Source organism: Flavobacterium gawalongense (assembly GCF_007097265.1).
Taxonomy (GTDB): Bacteria; Bacteroidota; Bacteroidia; order Flavobacteriales; family Flavobacteriaceae; genus Flavobacterium; species Flavobacterium gawalongense.
The window spans coordinates 1-16,191 of record NZ_VJZP01000005.1 but is presented as its reverse complement, the minus strand read 5'-3'; the positions used below and the strand labels follow the sequence as shown (position 1 = coordinate 16,191).

Below are 16,191 nucleotides of genomic sequence, written 5' to 3'. Positions count from 1 at the left end.
CTGACAACTTTAAACAAAGAAAAACTTTAAACTTTAAACAAAATATTGAATGGCGACAGTAACTAGATTTGAAGATTTAGAAATTTGGAAGGAAGCCAGACGACTGGCCAAAGAAATTCATATTATTTCTATAGAATCAGATTTAAAAAATGATTTTAGGTTTAGAGATCAAATAAAAGCATCATCCGGTTCTGTAATGGATAATATTGCTGAAGGATTTGAAAGAAATGGAAATTTAGAATTCAGACAGTTTTTGTCAATTGCTAAAGGTTCGGCTGGAGAATCTAGGTCACAATTATACCGAGTTTTTGATTACAATTATATCAATGAAGAAAAATTCAATATTTTAAGAATTGATTACGAGAATTTAAGCGGAAAAATAAACAATTTTATATCATATTTAAACAAGAAAGATTTTAAAGGCACCAAGTTTCAGTAAACACGAGAACTTTAAACTTTAAACTTTAAACCAAAGAAACAAATGTTAAGTATAAAAAATTTACACGCCTCCATTGGAGACAAAGAAATATTAAAAGGGATTAACCTTGAAGTAAAAGCTGGAGAAATTCACGCGATAATGGGGCCAAACGGTGCTGGAAAAAGCACACTTGCTTCAATCATTGCAGGAAACGAAAACTACGAAGTAACCGAAGGTGAAATCTCTTTAGATGGAGAAGACCTTTCTGATTTAGCCCCAGAAGAAAGAGCACACAAAGGGGTGTTCTTATCGTTTCAATATCCAGTGGAGATTCCAGGAGTTTCGGTAACCAACTTCATGAGAACAGCTATCAACGAAACTCGTAAAGCAAACGGTCAGGAAGAAATGCCAGCCAACCAAATGCTAAAAGTGATTCGTGAGAAATCAGAGTTATTGGAAATCGACAGAAAATTTCTTTCTCGTTCTCTAAACGAAGGATTTTCTGGTGGTGAGAAAAAACGTAACGAAATTTTCCAAATGGCGATGCTGGAACCAAAATTGGCTATTCTTGATGAAACCGATTCTGGACTTGATATTGATGCGTTACGAATTGTTGCTAATGGCGTTAACAAACTAAAAAGCGACAAAAATGCAATCATCGTTATCACGCACTATCAAAGACTATTAGATTATATCGTTCCTGATTTTGTTCATGTTCTTTACAACGGAAAAATTGTAAAATCCGGTGGGGCAGCATTAGCGCACGAACTGGAAGAAAAAGGATACGACTGGATTAAACAAGAACAAGAAGCATAAATTTTGTTTAAAGTTTAAAGTTTAAAGTTGCCACGAGATAACTTTAAACTTTTAAACCTTAAACTTTAAACAATAAAATAATGGAATTAAAAGAAAAATTACTATCGTCTTTTATGGCTTTCGAAGAGCGCATCGATGTTCAATCTGAACTTCATGATGTGAGAACTTCGGCCATAAAAAACTTTGAAAATAAAGGTTTCCCAACCAAAAAAGACGAAGCTTGGAAATATACTTCGCTAAGTGCCATCTTAAAAAATGACTTTACCGTATTTCCTAAACAAGACAATGCAGTTGAATTTAACCAAGTAAAAAAATACTTTTTACACGAAATAGACACTTATAAAGTGGTGTTTATTGATGGCGTTTTCAGTTCGCATTTATCGTCAACAACACACGACGGAATTGATGTTTGTTTGATGTCTTCGGCATTGACCAAACCAAAATACAAAATGATCATTGATACCTTTTTTAATAAAATAGCGAGTAAAGACGAAAGTTTGACTTCTTTGAATACGGCTTTCGCCAATGAAGGAGCATATATCCACATCCCAAAAAGTAAAGTGACTGACAAGCCTATTGAGATTATGTATTTCTCAACAGGAAATGAAGCGGCTCTTTTGGTCCAACCAAGAAACTTAGTGATTGTTGGGGAGAATTCTCATGTTCAAATTATCGAGCGCCATCAAAGTTTGAACGAAAATCCCGTGTTGACGAATTCCGTTACCGAGATTTTTGCCCAAAAACGCGCTATCGTTGATTATTACAAAATTCAAAACGATACGCTTGAAGCAAATCTAATTGACAACACCTACGTTTCTCAACAAAAAGAAAGCCACGTTTCAGTACATACTTTTTCTTTTGGAGGAAACTTAACGAGAAACAACTTGAATTTTTATCACTTTGGTGAACGATTGACAAGTACATTGAATGGAATAACAATTATTGGCGAAAAGCAACACGTAGATCATTATACTTTGGTGAAGCACTCGACTCCAAATTGCGAAAGTTTTCAGGATTATAAAGGAATCTATTCTGATCGTTCTACAGGCGTTTTCAACGGAAAAGTATATGTGGAGAAAGAAGCTCAAAAAACGAATGCATTCCAAAAAAGCAACAATATTTTATTGAGCGACAAAGCGACTATAAATGCAAAACCACAATTGGAAATTTTTGCTGATGACGTAAAATGTTCTCACGGATGTACTGTTGGACAATTGGACGAAACAGCAATGTTCTACATGCAACAACGCGGAATTCCTAAAAAAGAAGCCAAAGCATTATTGATGTATGCGTTCTCGAATGCTGTTATCGAAAACATCAAAATACCGGAACTCAAAAAACGAATTACCACTATTATCGCCAATAAATTAGGCGTGAAATTGGGATTTGATTTGTAAGTCATTACGAAGAAAGAAATTGTCATAGTAACCCTTTTAGAGTTTAAAACTCTGAAAGGGTTTTTTATACCATTATTTCTCCAAACTCTCAATAATCCCACTCAACATCCCATTAAAATCAAATCCAGGATCTTCTTTTAAACCCATTCTAACAATTACTAAATTCAAAGACGGGATAATCGCAACCATCTGTCCTTGATAACCACTACAGAAATACATATCTCTAGGAACATCTTTGTATCTTCCTCCCGCATTGAGCCAAAAGTGTGCGCCATATTCGCCTTTAGAAGTATTCGTTGGAGTTGCTGAATATTTTACCCAACTCTCCTCCAGAATTTGTTCTCCATTCCAGTTGCCTTTGTGTAAATACAACAACCCAAATTTTGACCAATCTCTAGTCGTTGCCCAACCGTAAGAAGAGCCTACATAATTCCCCACCATATCGGTTTCTACAATCATGGAGTTCATTCCTATTTTATCAATCAATGCCGAATACCAAAAATCTAAGTATTCCTTATATGTTTTGAACTGTTGTCGTAAAATCCCAGAAAGTAAATTCGTCGTTCCCGAAGAATAATTCCAATGGGTATTCGGTTTGAATGCGGCAGGTTTCTCCAGTTGTACGCGTGACATATCTTCGGCCTGAAAAAGCATTTTGGTCGCATCGCAAATTTTATCGTATTTCTCTTCCCATTCCAAACCGGAATTCATGTGAATCAAATCGTTTGTGGTGATGATTTTGCGCTCGTCATTTTGCCATTCCACAATGGGAGCCGGTTTGTAAATATCGTATTTTCCTTGTTTTTGAAGGATTCCAAATAACGCGCTCGTGATACTTTTAGTCATGGACCATCCCAATAATTTACTATTTTTATCGAAACCCCGATCATATTTTTCGGCTATGATTTTGTCTTTATAAATTACTAAAACAGAACGGGTTCTTTTTTTGATTTCGCCTTTTGCATCAAAAGCATTGGCGACAGCCGCATTTAATTTAGTATAATCAACATTGCTAAAAACAGTGTCTTTGGGTTCGTTATTGCCATACGGAAAAGGCAAATTATTGTTCAATTTTATTCTTTTGGGAACTTCATATCGTTTTGAAACATCAAAATCATCGTTGATCAAAGTCGCTCCCAAACCTTCACGGTAAATCGCTTTTCGCTCTTTCAAACCATAAACCGAAGCGGCTGCATATTTTCCGACAGCTTCAATTTTGTTGTTGGCCAAATCAATCATATCGATATCATTGTCGCCTTTCTCAATCATTTCCTGAGAACGATTATCAATAAAATGTCCCGAAGCGATACTTTTGGCTGAAAAGCCAGAAATTAAATCCAGTTTAGGATACGTGGTGAATCCAAAATAAAAAACCCCAATAAAAGAGGTAAAACCAACAAACCTGAAAAATTTTTTCATAGTAGCTAATTGAAAAATAATGCAATATAATTATTTTTTAGTCACAAATTCACGAATTTTATTTTAATAAGAACCCTGAAATTAATAGAAGTAAATTGGTGAATTCATGGCTAAAACAATTTAGTTTTTATTACTTTTGTATTTAGAAAAATTCTAAATAATGAAACGCCAATAGCAAATTGGGTTATCTAAAAAATGTTAATTATTGGCGTTCTATCTGACCAATAAAAAACAATAAAAACAAGCAGATAAAATGTTAGATATAAATAAAATTAGAGCCGACTTCCCAATCCTTTCCCAGAAAGTAAACGGAAAGCCGTTAGTTTATTTCGACAACGGAGCTACTTCGCAAAAACCACAAGTTGTGATTGATGCGATTTCAAAATATTATCAGGAAATTAATGCTAATATTCATCGTGGCGTTCACACTTTGAGTCAATTAGCAACCGATGCCTACGAGATTTCACGTGGTAAAATTCAAAATCATATCAATGCCAAATTTGCCCATGAAGTACTTTTTACTTCGGGAACAACACACGGAATTAATTTGGTTACCAATGGTTTTGCTTCGATTTTAAAACCGGGTGATGAAGTTTTAGTTTCAGCATTGGAACACCACAGCAATATTGTGCCTTGGCAAATGTTATGTGAGAAAACAGGAGCGACTTTGCGCGTAATTCCAATGAATGCCGATGGCGAATTGATGATGTCAGAATATGATAAATTACTTTCGAATAAAACTAAAGTTGTAACCGTAAACCATATTTCGAATGCATTAGGAACTGTCAATCCAATTAAATATATGATTGACAAAGCACATGAAGTTGGAGCAGCGATTTTGATTGATGGAGCACAAGCCGTTCCGCATTTGAAACCAAATGTTCAGGAATTAGATTGTGATTTTTATGCTTTTTCAGGACATAAAATGTGTGGTCCAACAGGAACGGGAATTTTATACGGAAAAGAAGCGTGGTTGAATAAATTACCGCCGTATCAAGGTGGAGGCGAAATGATTAAGGAAGTGACTTTCGAAAAAACGACTTATGCTGATTTACCCCATAAATTTGAAGCTGGAACCCCAAATATTGCCGGAGGAATTGTTCTGGGAACTGCAGTTGATTATTTGAATGAAGTTGGCTTTGAAAACATTCAACAGCAAGAAAAAGAATTACTGGAGCATGCAACGCAACGCTTACTGGAAATTGAAGGTTTGAAGATTTTTGGAACATCGGCAGCAAAAACTTCTGTAGTTTCGTTTAATATTGAAGGAATTCATCCGTATGATATTGGTACGATAATTGACAAATTAGGAATAGCCGTAAGAACGGGTCATCATTGTGCACAACCGATTATGAATTTCTTTTGTATTCCAGGAACGATAAGAGCTTCATTTGCTTTTTATAATACCAAAGAAGAAATTGACGTTATGGTTGAAGCTATTAAAAAAGCGCAACTCATGTTGTCTTAAAAATTTTAAATCATGAAATCGCCATGATTCGAAATCACAATTGAAAATCATCGAACACAGCTAATAATAAAAGTGCTGTGAGATAAACAATAACGAAGAATGGCGATACCATGTTCCTATAAAAAACAAATATTATCTACACATGAAAATACTATCTTTATTGTTCCTGACTATTTTTCTTGGAAAAGGTTGTGACAGTGCCAAAGCACAAGAAATTAGCAATGCTGTAATTGAATATGAAGCCAATACCAGAGGTTTTTATCAAAAAATAACAGTGAAAAATCAGATGGTCACTGTTTCAAAAGATAGAAGCGGAAACGACAAACCGGTACCAACAAAAATAGCTGATGCCGACTGGAAAGAACTAGTAGAATGTTTTAAAACAGTAGAATTGGATAGTTTGGCAAGATTAAAAGCGCCTACTGAAAAACGTTTTTATGACGGTGCCGCCATCGCCAATCTGAAAATCACCTACAAAGACAAAGCCTATGAAACGACTAGTTTTGATCATGGTTTCCCACCGAAACAAATTAAGAAATTCGTAAATAAAATAACTTCATTTGCTAAAAAAGAATAATACTGAAATAAATTCAGCATACTATGAAAATTAAAGACATACAAGAAGAAATCGTTGATGAGTTTTCTATGTTTGACGACTGGATGGAACGTTATGAATACATCATCGAATTAGGAAAAAATCTTCCTTTGATAAAAGAAGAATTCAAAACAGAAAACAATCTGATTAAAGGTTGTCAATCAAAAGTTTGGTTGCAGGGAGAGAAAAAAGACGATAAAATTGTTTTCACTGCCGACAGCGATGCCATTTTAACCAAAGGGATTATTGCGATATTAATCCGCACTTTTTCGAATCAAAAAGCCTCCGATATTCTGGAAGCCGACATGAGTTTTATTGACGAAATAGGTTTAAAAGAGCATTTATCCCCTACTCGTGCCAATGGATTGGTATCCATGATAAAAAATATAAAAATGTATGCTTTGGCATTCAACACGAAGAATTGATTTAAAACCTTTTAGATTTTTTTTAAAACATAAAAGTTCTTTTAAGGTCATTTAAGAAGATAGTAAATAACTTAAAAAGGTTATACTATTTATAAGTGCCCAACATAATTTCAAATAAACTTTCGTTACTTTTTAAAATTTAATTTTACATATGGTTACAAAAAAATACTTGAAAGATTTAGTTTACCGAGTTAATGGAGCTGCAATAGAAGTGCATAAACATTTAGGACCTGGTCTTTTAGAAAGTATTTATCATAAATGTATGATTAAGGAATTATCTTTGAGAGGAATTAATTTTCAATCTAAATTAACAATTCCAATTGAATACAAAGGTTTAGAATTAGAATCTGATTTAAGATGTGATTTATTTATTGAAAAATGTTTGGTATTAGAACTTAAAGCCTCTGACAAGGTTTTACCAATTCACGTTGCAAAATTAATGTCTTATATGAATCTTTTGGAATCACCAATTGGATTAATGATAAATTATAATGTTGTAAATATTTACAATGAAGGACAAAAAACCTACGTTAACGAATTATACAGAAGATTAGAGGAAGAATAAAAAACCTTTAATGAACTTATTTTCCTTATATGGTTTAAAAAAATAATAAAAAATAAATTGTTAAAAAACATGGAACAACAAATAGACACTGCCGAATTAGGAGAATCAATCGTAAAAATATTAAAGACTATTTACGATCCGGAGATTCCTGTAGATATTTACGAATTAGGATTGATTTATGACGTAATGGTCAATACCGATTATGAAGTAAAAATCCTGATGACACTTACCTCACCAAACTGTCCAGTTGCAGAAAGTTTACCAAGAGAAGTGGAAGAAAAAGTAAAATCAATCGACAATGTAAAAGATGCTGAAGTAGAAATTACTTTCGATCCGCCTTGGAGTAAAGATTTAATGAGCGAAGAAGCAAAATTAGAATTGGGAATGCTTTAGCAAAAAGTGGTCAGTGGTCAGTTTTTTAGTGGTCAGTTACTAACTGAATACTAAAAAACCGAACACTGAACACTGAATATTTAAAAAATGGAAGAAATAATAAACAAAGTTGCGAATAGTGTCTTGGAAGTTTTCGATCTCGAAGATTATTATCCAAAGGGAATTCGTATACAAATAGACATTTCGCAATGGCTTTTAGAAGGATTTTTATTGAAAGAAAAAGACTTTAGAGAGCAGCTGAAAAATCACGATTGGTCACAATATCAAGATCAATACGTTGCTATTAATTGCAGTACTGATGCGATTGTTCCTGCTTGGGCATCTATTTTAGTCGCCATTCAATTAGCACCATTTGCAAAGAAAATCATCAACGGAACTTTGGAAGATTTAGACGCTTCGCTTTATGAAGAATTGTTGCCTAAAATTGATTATTCGGTTTATGAAAATAAGCCTGTTATTATAAAAGGATGCTCCAGAAAACCGGTCCCGATGCGGGCTTACGTATTAGCAGCGCATTACCTACAACCTTTTGCACGAAGTATTATGTATGGCGAAGCGTGTTCTGCCGTTCCATTGTACAAAGCGAATAAAAAAGAGTAGTGTATTACGTTTATTTATACTTTGACGATAGAATTTAAAATATAAAGACATGAAAAAAACAGTGTTTTCTTTAGTGTTATTTTTAGTAGTAATTGCTATTAATGCACAGGAAACGGCAACAGACACCACGAAACTTTGGATAAAAAAAGGAAATTTTTCTTTGCTTTTTAATCAATCCTCTTACAACAAACAATGGCTTGGCGGTGGAACTTCAAACGTTGCGGGAAATTTTGGTCTTAATTACGATTTCAATTATAAAAATGGTGATGTAGTCTGGGATAATAAGTTCATCCTGGCTTACGGTTTAAGCAAAATAAAAGGAGCCGAAAAAACAGCTAAGACGGATGATCGTTTAGAATTGAACTCGCTTTGGGGTAAGAAGACCAAAGGAGAATGGTACTATTCCCTGTTTTTTAATTTTAAAACACAAATGGATTCTGGCTTTGATAAAAATGGAACACGAATTTCTCATTTTTTCTCCCCTGCTTATTTTCAATTTGGACCCGGAATGTGGTGGAAAAAAAGCAATAACTTAAGTGTTAATTTTTCTCCCGCTACCGCAAAATTAATTTTAGTTCACCCCCATTTTACTGAATTTGGTCCTTCCTTTGGTGTATTACAAGGCGACTCTTCCCGATTTGAATTTGGCGCAAGTATTTCAGCATATTATAAATTTAACGTAATGACAAATGTGTCCATAGAAAACAGATTAAATTTATATTCTAATTATTTGGAAAATCCGCAAAATGTTGATGTCGATTACCAAATGAATGTGATTATGAGAATCAACAAATACTTGTCGGCTAATGTAGCCGTACAGGCAATATATGACGACAATTCCATACAAGCAGTTCAGGTAAGAGAAGTCTTTGGTTTAGGGGTAAATTACGGTTTCTAAAAAAACGCATTTTTATAAAAAAGACCTTTAGAGTTACTCCTGTTTTAGCCATCCGCGTTGCAAACGCTACAATTTGTCTTTTAATTTAAGTAGGCACTCGTCACAGACGAGCACCAGAGAACGTGGATAAACGAGCGCCAGTGGGGTAATTATGGTTTCTAAAAAACAGCGTTTGACAAAAAAATCCCTTTTGAAATAGTCAAAAGGGATTTTTTTTGCTCTTTCTCCCTCTCCTTTGGAGAGTCCCGAAGCGTCGGGAGGGGTGAGGATTATTCTTCCTCTTTTTCAACCGCGTCTTTATAATCAGGATATAAAAACTTATTGTAAGGAAAACGGGTGATGTGAATTTGTCTTACCGCTTCATAAACACGTTCCCTAAATTCCTCAAAATTCTCTTTTTTTGTTGCCGAAATAAACAAAGCATTTTGTTCGCCTACGCGACTCATCCATGTCGATTTCCATTCTTCTAATGTGTAGTGTCTTGGCGTTTTTTCGGTCATTAAATCATCCTCATCAATAGTCAAATGCTTGTACGCATCGATTTTATTGAAAACCATAATAACGGGTTTATCATTCGCTTTGATATCCAATAAAGTTTGATTTACCGATGCGATATGATCTTCAAATTCAGGGTGCGAAATATCCACCACATGCAATAACAAATCAGCTTCACGAACCTCATCCAACGTACTTTTGAAAGAATCTACCAATTGTGTTGGCAATTTCCTAATAAATCCTACTGTATCTGAAAGCAAGAAAGGTAAATTTTTAATCACTACTTTTCGAACGGTTGTGTCCAGTGTTGCAAAAAGTTTGTTCTCTACAAAAACATCGCTTTTCCCAACGGCATTCATTAAAGTTGATTTCCCAACATTGGTATAACCTACTAAAGCGACACGAACCATGGCGCCACGATTGCCGCGTTGCACGCCCATTTGTTTGTCGATGGTTTTTATTTTATCTTTCAATAAAGCTATCCGATCACGAACGATACGTCTGTCTGTTTCAATCTCGGTTTCCCCGGGTCCACGCATTCCAATTCCCCCTTTTTGACGCTCTAAGTGAGTCCACATTCCCGAAAGTCTTGGTAATAAATATTGACATTGCGCTAATTCTACTTGCGTTCTCGCATACGAAGTTTCGGCACGTTGTGCAAAAATATCAAGGATTAGGTGCGTTCTATCTAGGATTTTACAATCGATAATTTTAGATATATTTTTTTGTTGGGAAGGTGACAATTCATCATCAAATACCAAAGTCGAGATATCATTCTCTTTTACAAAAAGATTGATTTCCTCTATTTTTCCTGTTCCAACAAAAGTCTTGGGATTTGGGCGTTCCATTTTTTGCGAAAAACGTTTTACCACTTGGCCCCCAGCGGTAAAGGTCAAAAACTCTAATTCGTCAAGATATTCGTTTAGTTTCTCTTCACTTTGATTTTGAGTTACAATACCAACTATAGCCGTTTTTTCGAAATTTATTACTTCTTTTTCTAACATGTCTTTGAATAAGCTACAAATTTAATGATTTGTGAGGGACTTATGGAGTTCTGAGTTTATAAAAAGTCAGAAGGCGTGAATAATGATAGTTTTTTGCGAAAGCACTATGACAAATGGAAACATCAAAACTTAATTTTGAGATGTCAATACCAGCATAATCATTGTTTTTATCATAACTTTGTTTTTAGAAAAAAAGAGTAAACGTAAGAAAACTACTTTTGACTTATCAATCCAAAATACAGGCTACAATGTCTAATAAATCGTCCAAGTTTAGCGCAGATAGAGAAAGGAGTACCCATTGTGAACAGTACTTTTGACCAATGACACGTTTTAATTTTTATCTTTTCCTTTCTACTGTTGAAACGTTTATGATGAATTTACTTCAAATCAATTCAATTCTTTCAAAGAACAAACACAGGATGACAAACCAGATGGAATGACGAGCCGTGATTTAAAAAATTTAAAATAGAAATGACAAAAATTAGCATTCTGGGTTGTGGTTGGTTGGGTTTACCTTTGGCGAAAGCCTTGTTAGGAAATGGCTTTTCCGTGAATGGATCGACGACTACGGTGGAGAAAATTTCAGGATTAAAAAATTCTGGGATTAATCCTTTTTTAATAAATGTCACCCTGAGCGCAGTCGAAGGGGCGCTTGACAGCAAAAGTATTTCGGGGACTATTGACTCTTTTTTACAGAAAAGTACGACTTTGATTATCGATATTCCACCCAAATTGAGAGGAAACGCTAAAGGTCTCTCTCCCGATGCTTCGGGAGCGCTCGAGAAGACATTCGTTAAGAAAATAGCAATCTTAATTCCGTTTATAGAAAAATCATCTGTTAAAAACGTGCTTTTCATCAGTTCCACATCCGTTTATAATGATGCCGAACCATTTGTAACTGAAGAAACAATTCCGAAACCGGATACCGAAGGCGGCAAACAATTACTAGAGACAGAGCAGCTCTTGCAAAGCAATGAACATTTCAAAACTACTGTTCTTCGCTTTGGTGGTTTGATCGGTGAAGATCGTCAACCTGTAAAATTTTTATCGGGAAGAGAAAACCTAGATAATCCAGATGCCCCAATAAATCTAATTCATCAGAAAGATTGTATAGGTATTATTCTGAAAATTATTGAAAACAATTCTTGGAACGAAACCTTCAATGCAGTAGCTCCCTCCCATCCTTCCCGTTCCGTTTATTATACGCAAAAAGCAATTGATTTGAATTTGGCTTTACCAAAATTTAATCATTCGAAACCATCAATTGGGAAAACCATTTTAAGTAAAAAAATTGAAACCGTTTTGGGCTATACTTTTACCAAATTTATAACGTGAGAACTAAAATTAAAAACGCTTTTTCGTCTAAAGTTAATGCCATTGGATTACCCATATTAGCTTTGTGTTGGGTCAGTTTTTTTTGGGGCACCACCTGGATTGCTTCAAAAGAAGGCGTAAAACACATGCCTGCATTACAACTTGCCGCCATCAGACAATTCATTGGCGGGTTTCTGTATATTTCGTTTTTCTTATTCAAGAAAACACCTTGGCCAAAAGGGAAACAATGGAAAACCATCATTATTTTAAGCATTCTTAATTTTGTTTTAAGTAACGGATTAAGCACTTGGGGTGTAAAATACATCAGTAGCGGACTGGGAGCTATCATTGGAGCTATTGTCCCTTTATGGATTGTGATTATTACTTTTTTTAGAGGCGAACGATTGGCACGATTAGCCGTTATTGGTTTGATCGTCAGTTTTGGTGGCGTTTGTGTTATCTTCTACGACCATTTAAATGATTTCTTGATTCCTGATTTTAGATTTGGGATTTTCATTTCGATTATTTCTACTCTAACCTGGGCATTTGGATCTTTATACACTAAGAAAAAAGCAGCTAGTTTTAATCCTTATTTTAGTTTAGGATTACAAATGTTCCTGTCCAGTATTTTGCTTTTTGCTTATACAGGAGCAACCGGCACATCTGTCAGTTTAAGTTCTATTCCAGCCATTTCGTGGTGGTCCATCGCTTATTTAGTTGTTTTTGGTTCTGTGCTTACTTTCATTGCCTTTATCTATGCGCTTCAAAACCTACCTGCAGAAATAAGTAGTATCTACGCATACATCAATCCAATTATTGCAGTAATTTTAGGTTCTGTAATTTTTGGTGAATCTCTTACAACTGCCATTGCAATAGGTGGCACAGTTACATTAAGCGGATTGTATATGGTGAATTATTCCTTGAGAAAAGGCCGTAAATAAAATATATTATTTGTCATTATTGACCGATAAAATAAAATTCGATGATTCTAAATTTATATCTATTTTTTAATTAGCTATTTGCGTTTTATTTTTCCCCAAAACAAGGTGTCAAAAAAATGATAGTTGGTCTATTTCAGCTTTATCAATAATCCAATCTTTTTGGATCTTCTAAAATGTCCCGTCCTGAAATAAGTTGACGCAAAATCGACTTATTATCCCAGAAAACAAACGGGAAAAATAATTATTTTCATCAATCGTATTTTAAATTTTGCAACTATTAAATTACGATTTTAATTGAGAAGTCTTTTTTTGGCTTCTTTTTTATCCATTTTTATCAGAAAAGCAACGATCCTAAACAAAAAATTCACTAACTTTAATACGCCAAAACCAAAAAAAGTTTCAACAGCGAAACCTATAAAACACTGAAGTGAAAATCGGTTCGCGGTTTATTTATAAGAAAGCGGATTTGATTCCAAGTATGAGACAACAATAAGGCGCAAGATGGAGCCTGACTTTGGATGCTTGGCACTTGCCCGATACATCCGATAATAAAATTATTTTCAAGATAGAAGAAGAAAGTCCTAAACTTCCATCTATAGAAAGTAAGGACACAAATAGAAAAATTTGAACACTGGTTACTATCCAAACGCTATGGTTACAGCACGACTTATACTGAAACATTAAAATCGTTTTTGGTTTTCTTCAATGAAAAAACAGTTGCCGAAATCACCGAGGATGTGATACTTTAGAATACTAACTTCATCCTTAAAAACAATTTATCGGCATACTATCGAAACCAAATTGTAAATACGATAAAACTCTTTTTCAAGACCGTTGAATTCAAAAAAATGGAGATTGAACAAATCCATCGTCCAAAACGTGCCAAAGTTAGTGGTTATTTAAAAGGTAACAGAAGAAAATATTTTATAGCGTTAATTGAGATTACTTAGTCATAACTGAAAAAAGAAATTATGAAAAAGTCTTTACTTATTATATTGGTTCTCACAGTGAATATAGCATTTGCACAACGAATAGTAACTGGGGTAATAACCGACAAAACAAACAGACCTATTGAAAGTGTAAAAGTTAGCGTAAAAAATACAGACCTAAAAACTTTTACAGCTGCGACTGGTGCCTATTCAATTGAAGTGCCGGCAGCTTATGGAACACTTGAATTTGCAAAAGAAAATTTTAAAGTCCAAGTGGTTGAAATTACCGATGATGTGGTAGATTTAAACATGACATTGATTGCTGATACTGACTTGTTTGAACTCAGTTTGGATGAACTAATGAATATTGAAGTTATAACTGCTTCGAAAAAATCAGAAAATAAGAAAATTGCACCGGCAACAATTTATGTTGTCACTGAAAAAGATATTATTGAAAACGGTTACACTGATTTAACCAGTTTATTGGAAAACGTTCCGGGTGTGGTAGCTATAAGAACCGACCATTTTGCTTTTGGCGGACAACGTGGTTTTTTAAGTAATTTTTCACAAACGCTACTGTTGGTCAACGGAAGAGAAATGCAAAATTTAATAGCTTCCGAAACATTTATTGCAACGCAATTTGCAACACATAACATAAAACAGGTTGAAATTCTGCAAGGCCCGGCTTCTGCTCTTTATGGTGCAAATGCTCTGGTTGGCGTTATTAATATCATCACAAAAAATGATTCCGCTGATTTTAATGCAACAGAGTATCATGCTGGAATTGGAACACAACAAACTCAATCTCATAGTATCGTTTTTGGAAAAAATTTAAATGATTTTCGTATTAGTGGGAGTTTTCGATATTTTCGCAGTGATCTTTGGGATTATAAAGATTTTATAAAAGATACCATAAATTTCAGACAAGGAGTTCCGGCTAAAGCATTTCCCGTAAACCAACAATTTGAACAGACTAGCTGGTCGCTTCCATATGCTGCAAAAATTTCTTACAAAGGGTTTTATGTGGGAATAGAGGGATACGAACTTAGAGGCAGTAGAGGACTTGAAAATATAACGTTAGACTATAAAGCGCAATACGATTACCGCCAATTAGCCTTGTATTATGCCGGAATGGACAAAGTAATTACTGCCAAACTTAAAATTAATACAGAGCTTCAATTTTATAAAGAAAGATTCTGGGGATTAAACACTTCTTTTAACAAAGCTATTTATGATACTCTTGTAAAAAACGGACATAATCCGGACTTACCGCTTACGGATCAAGAAATACAAGAAAATTTTATGGATATCTATTCACAGCAATCGAGTTCAGGTTCAAAAAGATACAAAGGAAATATACAATTAAATTATGTTCCAAGTCAAACTTTATCTATTATCGGGGGGTATACTTTTGATATGTTTGATTTATTAGGCATAGCGCTTTCTACAGATAGATTAAATCCTGATTTTAACGAAACCCGTTCTATTGATAATAGCATGCGTAAACCCTTTTTCCGTCAGTATAAAAATTCACTGTTTTTACAATTGCAAAAAACACTTTTTGATAAATTTTATCTCACACTGGGCGGACGATTTGATTATCACAATATTTATAAATCCATTTTTACCTTTCGCAGTGGTTTGGTTTATACCCCATTTCAGAAAACTTCAATAAAATTCCTTTTTGGACAGGCTTTTCGTGAACCTACTATTTTTGAACTTGGTAATTTATCGATAAACAATAAGACTGCTACAATTGATCCAGTACGTATGAACACTTTTGAGATTGGAATTAATCAATCGTTTACAAGTAATTTAGTAATGAATATTGTTGCCTACAAAAATACAGCAACAAATTTTATTGAACCGGCTGCAACGACAAGTTTCAGAAATTCAGATAAAGTAATCAATGTCTTTGGCATTGAAAGTCAATTGTTTTATAAAATAGGAAAAATTAGAACTGAAATTGGTTATTCTTATGTTCAAAAAGATGCTGACGATTACGCTGGAGCGAGTACTGTAAATCTTGGCGTTTATAAACATCGAATAACCGGAGGTTTAACTTATAATGCAACTGATACCTTTACAATAAATTCAAGAATCAATTATTATTCTGAAATTCAAGCAAAACATGGAAATAAAGACATTATGCAAATAATTACCATTCCATCTTATACCAAGATTGATTTGACATTTTCTTATGTAAAAATAAAAGTATATGATGCCGAAATTACTACACAATTACTAGTTACGAATCTATTTGATTCCACATTTTATCAACCCGACATTAGATTAGGTGGTCCAAAACAATTTTTACAACATGGAAGACAATTGTTTTGTAATTTGATTTTCAAATTTTAAACATGCTAAATGAATAAAGAAAACGCTAACATCCGCTTTGACTCCAGCAGGAATTGTACGTCATAGACAAATTTTGAAAAAACGAAAAAGAATTCAATAGTATTTCTCTTAAAAACACAGCTGTTTTTAATTTTTTTGATCTTGAAATTTGAT

The 16,191-nt window shown here is 34.1% G+C and carries 15 protein-coding genes; 13 read left to right on the top strand and 2 right to left on the bottom strand.

Going from position 1 to position 16,191, the window contains the following annotated elements; translation table 11 throughout:
* Positions 1–49 precede the first annotated feature (49 nt).
* The 3 genes from FNW38_RS04345 (at position 50) to sufD (ending at position 2,631) form a co-directional block, all read left to right on the top strand.
* Positions 50–439, top strand: a complete 390-nt coding sequence (locus tag FNW38_RS04345) for a four helix bundle protein (RefSeq protein ID WP_143386928.1) — start codon at positions 50–52, stop codon at positions 437–439.
* 42 nt (positions 440–481) lie between these two features.
* Entirely contained in the window at positions 482–1,234 is a 753-nt protein-coding gene (gene sufC / locus FNW38_RS04340; protein ID WP_144064596.1) for a Fe-S cluster assembly ATPase SufC, read from the top strand.
* An 80-nt stretch (positions 1,235–1,314) separates the two neighbouring features.
* Entirely contained in the window at positions 1,315–2,631 is a 1,317-nt protein-coding gene (gene sufD, locus FNW38_RS04335; protein WP_144064595.1) for a Fe-S cluster assembly protein SufD, read from the top strand.
* 72 nt (positions 2,632–2,703) lie between these two features.
* On the opposite strand, the gene FNW38_RS04330 is transcribed toward sufD, so the two are convergent.
* Positions 2,704–4,050: a serine hydrolase domain-containing protein gene (locus tag FNW38_RS04330; RefSeq protein WP_144064594.1), complete on the bottom strand. Its 1,347-nt coding sequence runs from the start codon at positions 4,048–4,050 to the stop codon at positions 2,704–2,706.
* Positions 4,051–4,303: 253 nt separating this feature from the next.
* Here FNW38_RS04330 and FNW38_RS04325 point away from each other — a divergent pair, with 253 nt between their 5' ends.
* From FNW38_RS04325 to FNW38_RS04295, 7 genes are all read left to right on the top strand, one after another.
* Positions 4,304–5,518 carry an aminotransferase class V-fold PLP-dependent enzyme gene (locus tag FNW38_RS04325; protein WP_143386924.1) on the top strand — a complete coding sequence of 405 codons (1,215 nt, stop codon included), beginning with the start codon at positions 4,304–4,306 and terminating at the stop codon, positions 5,516–5,518.
* 142 nt (positions 5,519–5,660) lie between these two features.
* The gene (locus FNW38_RS04320) at positions 5,661–6,095 is read left to right on the top strand and encodes a hypothetical protein (protein ID WP_143386923.1); all 435 of its coding nucleotides are present in this window, start codon (positions 5,661–5,663) and stop codon (positions 6,093–6,095) included.
* 23 nt (positions 6,096–6,118) lie between these two features.
* Complete coding sequence (locus FNW38_RS04315) at positions 6,119–6,538, top strand: SufE family protein (RefSeq protein ID WP_143386922.1); 420 nt, start codon at positions 6,119–6,121, stop codon at positions 6,536–6,538.
* A 151-nt stretch (positions 6,539–6,689) separates the two neighbouring features.
* Complete coding sequence (locus FNW38_RS04310) at positions 6,690–7,103, top strand: GxxExxY protein (RefSeq protein WP_143386921.1); 414 nt, start codon at positions 6,690–6,692, stop codon at positions 7,101–7,103.
* Between the two features lie 69 nt (positions 7,104–7,172).
* Positions 7,173–7,496 (top strand): SUF system Fe-S cluster assembly protein, encoded by a 324-nt coding sequence (locus FNW38_RS04305; RefSeq protein ID WP_143386920.1) that lies wholly within the window; start codon positions 7,173–7,175, stop codon positions 7,494–7,496.
* 87 nt (positions 7,497–7,583) lie between these two features.
* Positions 7,584–8,096, top strand: coding sequence for a DUF2480 family protein (locus FNW38_RS04300; RefSeq protein ID WP_143386919.1), 513 nt, complete (start codon positions 7,584–7,586; stop codon positions 8,094–8,096).
* Positions 8,097–8,145: 49 nt separating this feature from the next.
* Positions 8,146–8,994 carry a DUF3078 domain-containing protein gene (locus tag FNW38_RS04295; RefSeq protein WP_143386918.1) on the top strand — a complete coding sequence of 283 codons (849 nt, stop codon included), beginning with the start codon at positions 8,146–8,148 and terminating at the stop codon, positions 8,992–8,994.
* Positions 8,995–9,263: 269 nt separating this feature from the next.
* Here FNW38_RS04295 and hflX read toward each other — a convergent pair whose 3' ends face one another.
* Complete coding sequence (gene hflX / locus FNW38_RS04290) at positions 9,264–10,493, bottom strand: GTPase HflX (RefSeq protein ID WP_143386917.1); 1,230 nt, start codon at positions 10,491–10,493, stop codon at positions 9,264–9,266.
* A 471-nt stretch (positions 10,494–10,964) separates the two neighbouring features.
* On the opposite strand from hflX, the gene FNW38_RS04285 reads away from it, so the two are divergent.
* The 3 genes from FNW38_RS04285 (at position 10,965) to FNW38_RS04275 (ending at position 16,038) form a co-directional block, all read left to right on the top strand.
* On the top strand, positions 10,965–11,828 hold the full coding sequence (locus FNW38_RS04285) for a Rossmann-fold NAD(P)-binding domain-containing protein (RefSeq protein WP_143386916.1): 864 nt from the start codon (positions 10,965–10,967) through the stop codon (positions 11,826–11,828).
* Positions 11,825–12,748: a DMT family transporter gene (locus tag FNW38_RS04280; protein WP_143386915.1), complete on the top strand. Its 924-nt coding sequence runs from the start codon at positions 11,825–11,827 to the stop codon at positions 12,746–12,748. Before FNW38_RS04285 ends, FNW38_RS04280 begins: the two co-directional genes overlap by 4 nt.
* Before the next feature lie 971 nt (positions 12,749–13,719).
* Positions 13,720–16,038 carry a TonB-dependent receptor gene (locus FNW38_RS04275; protein ID WP_143386914.1) on the top strand — a complete coding sequence of 773 codons (2,319 nt, stop codon included), beginning with the start codon at positions 13,720–13,722 and terminating at the stop codon, positions 16,036–16,038.
* Positions 16,039–16,191 lie beyond the last annotated feature (153 nt).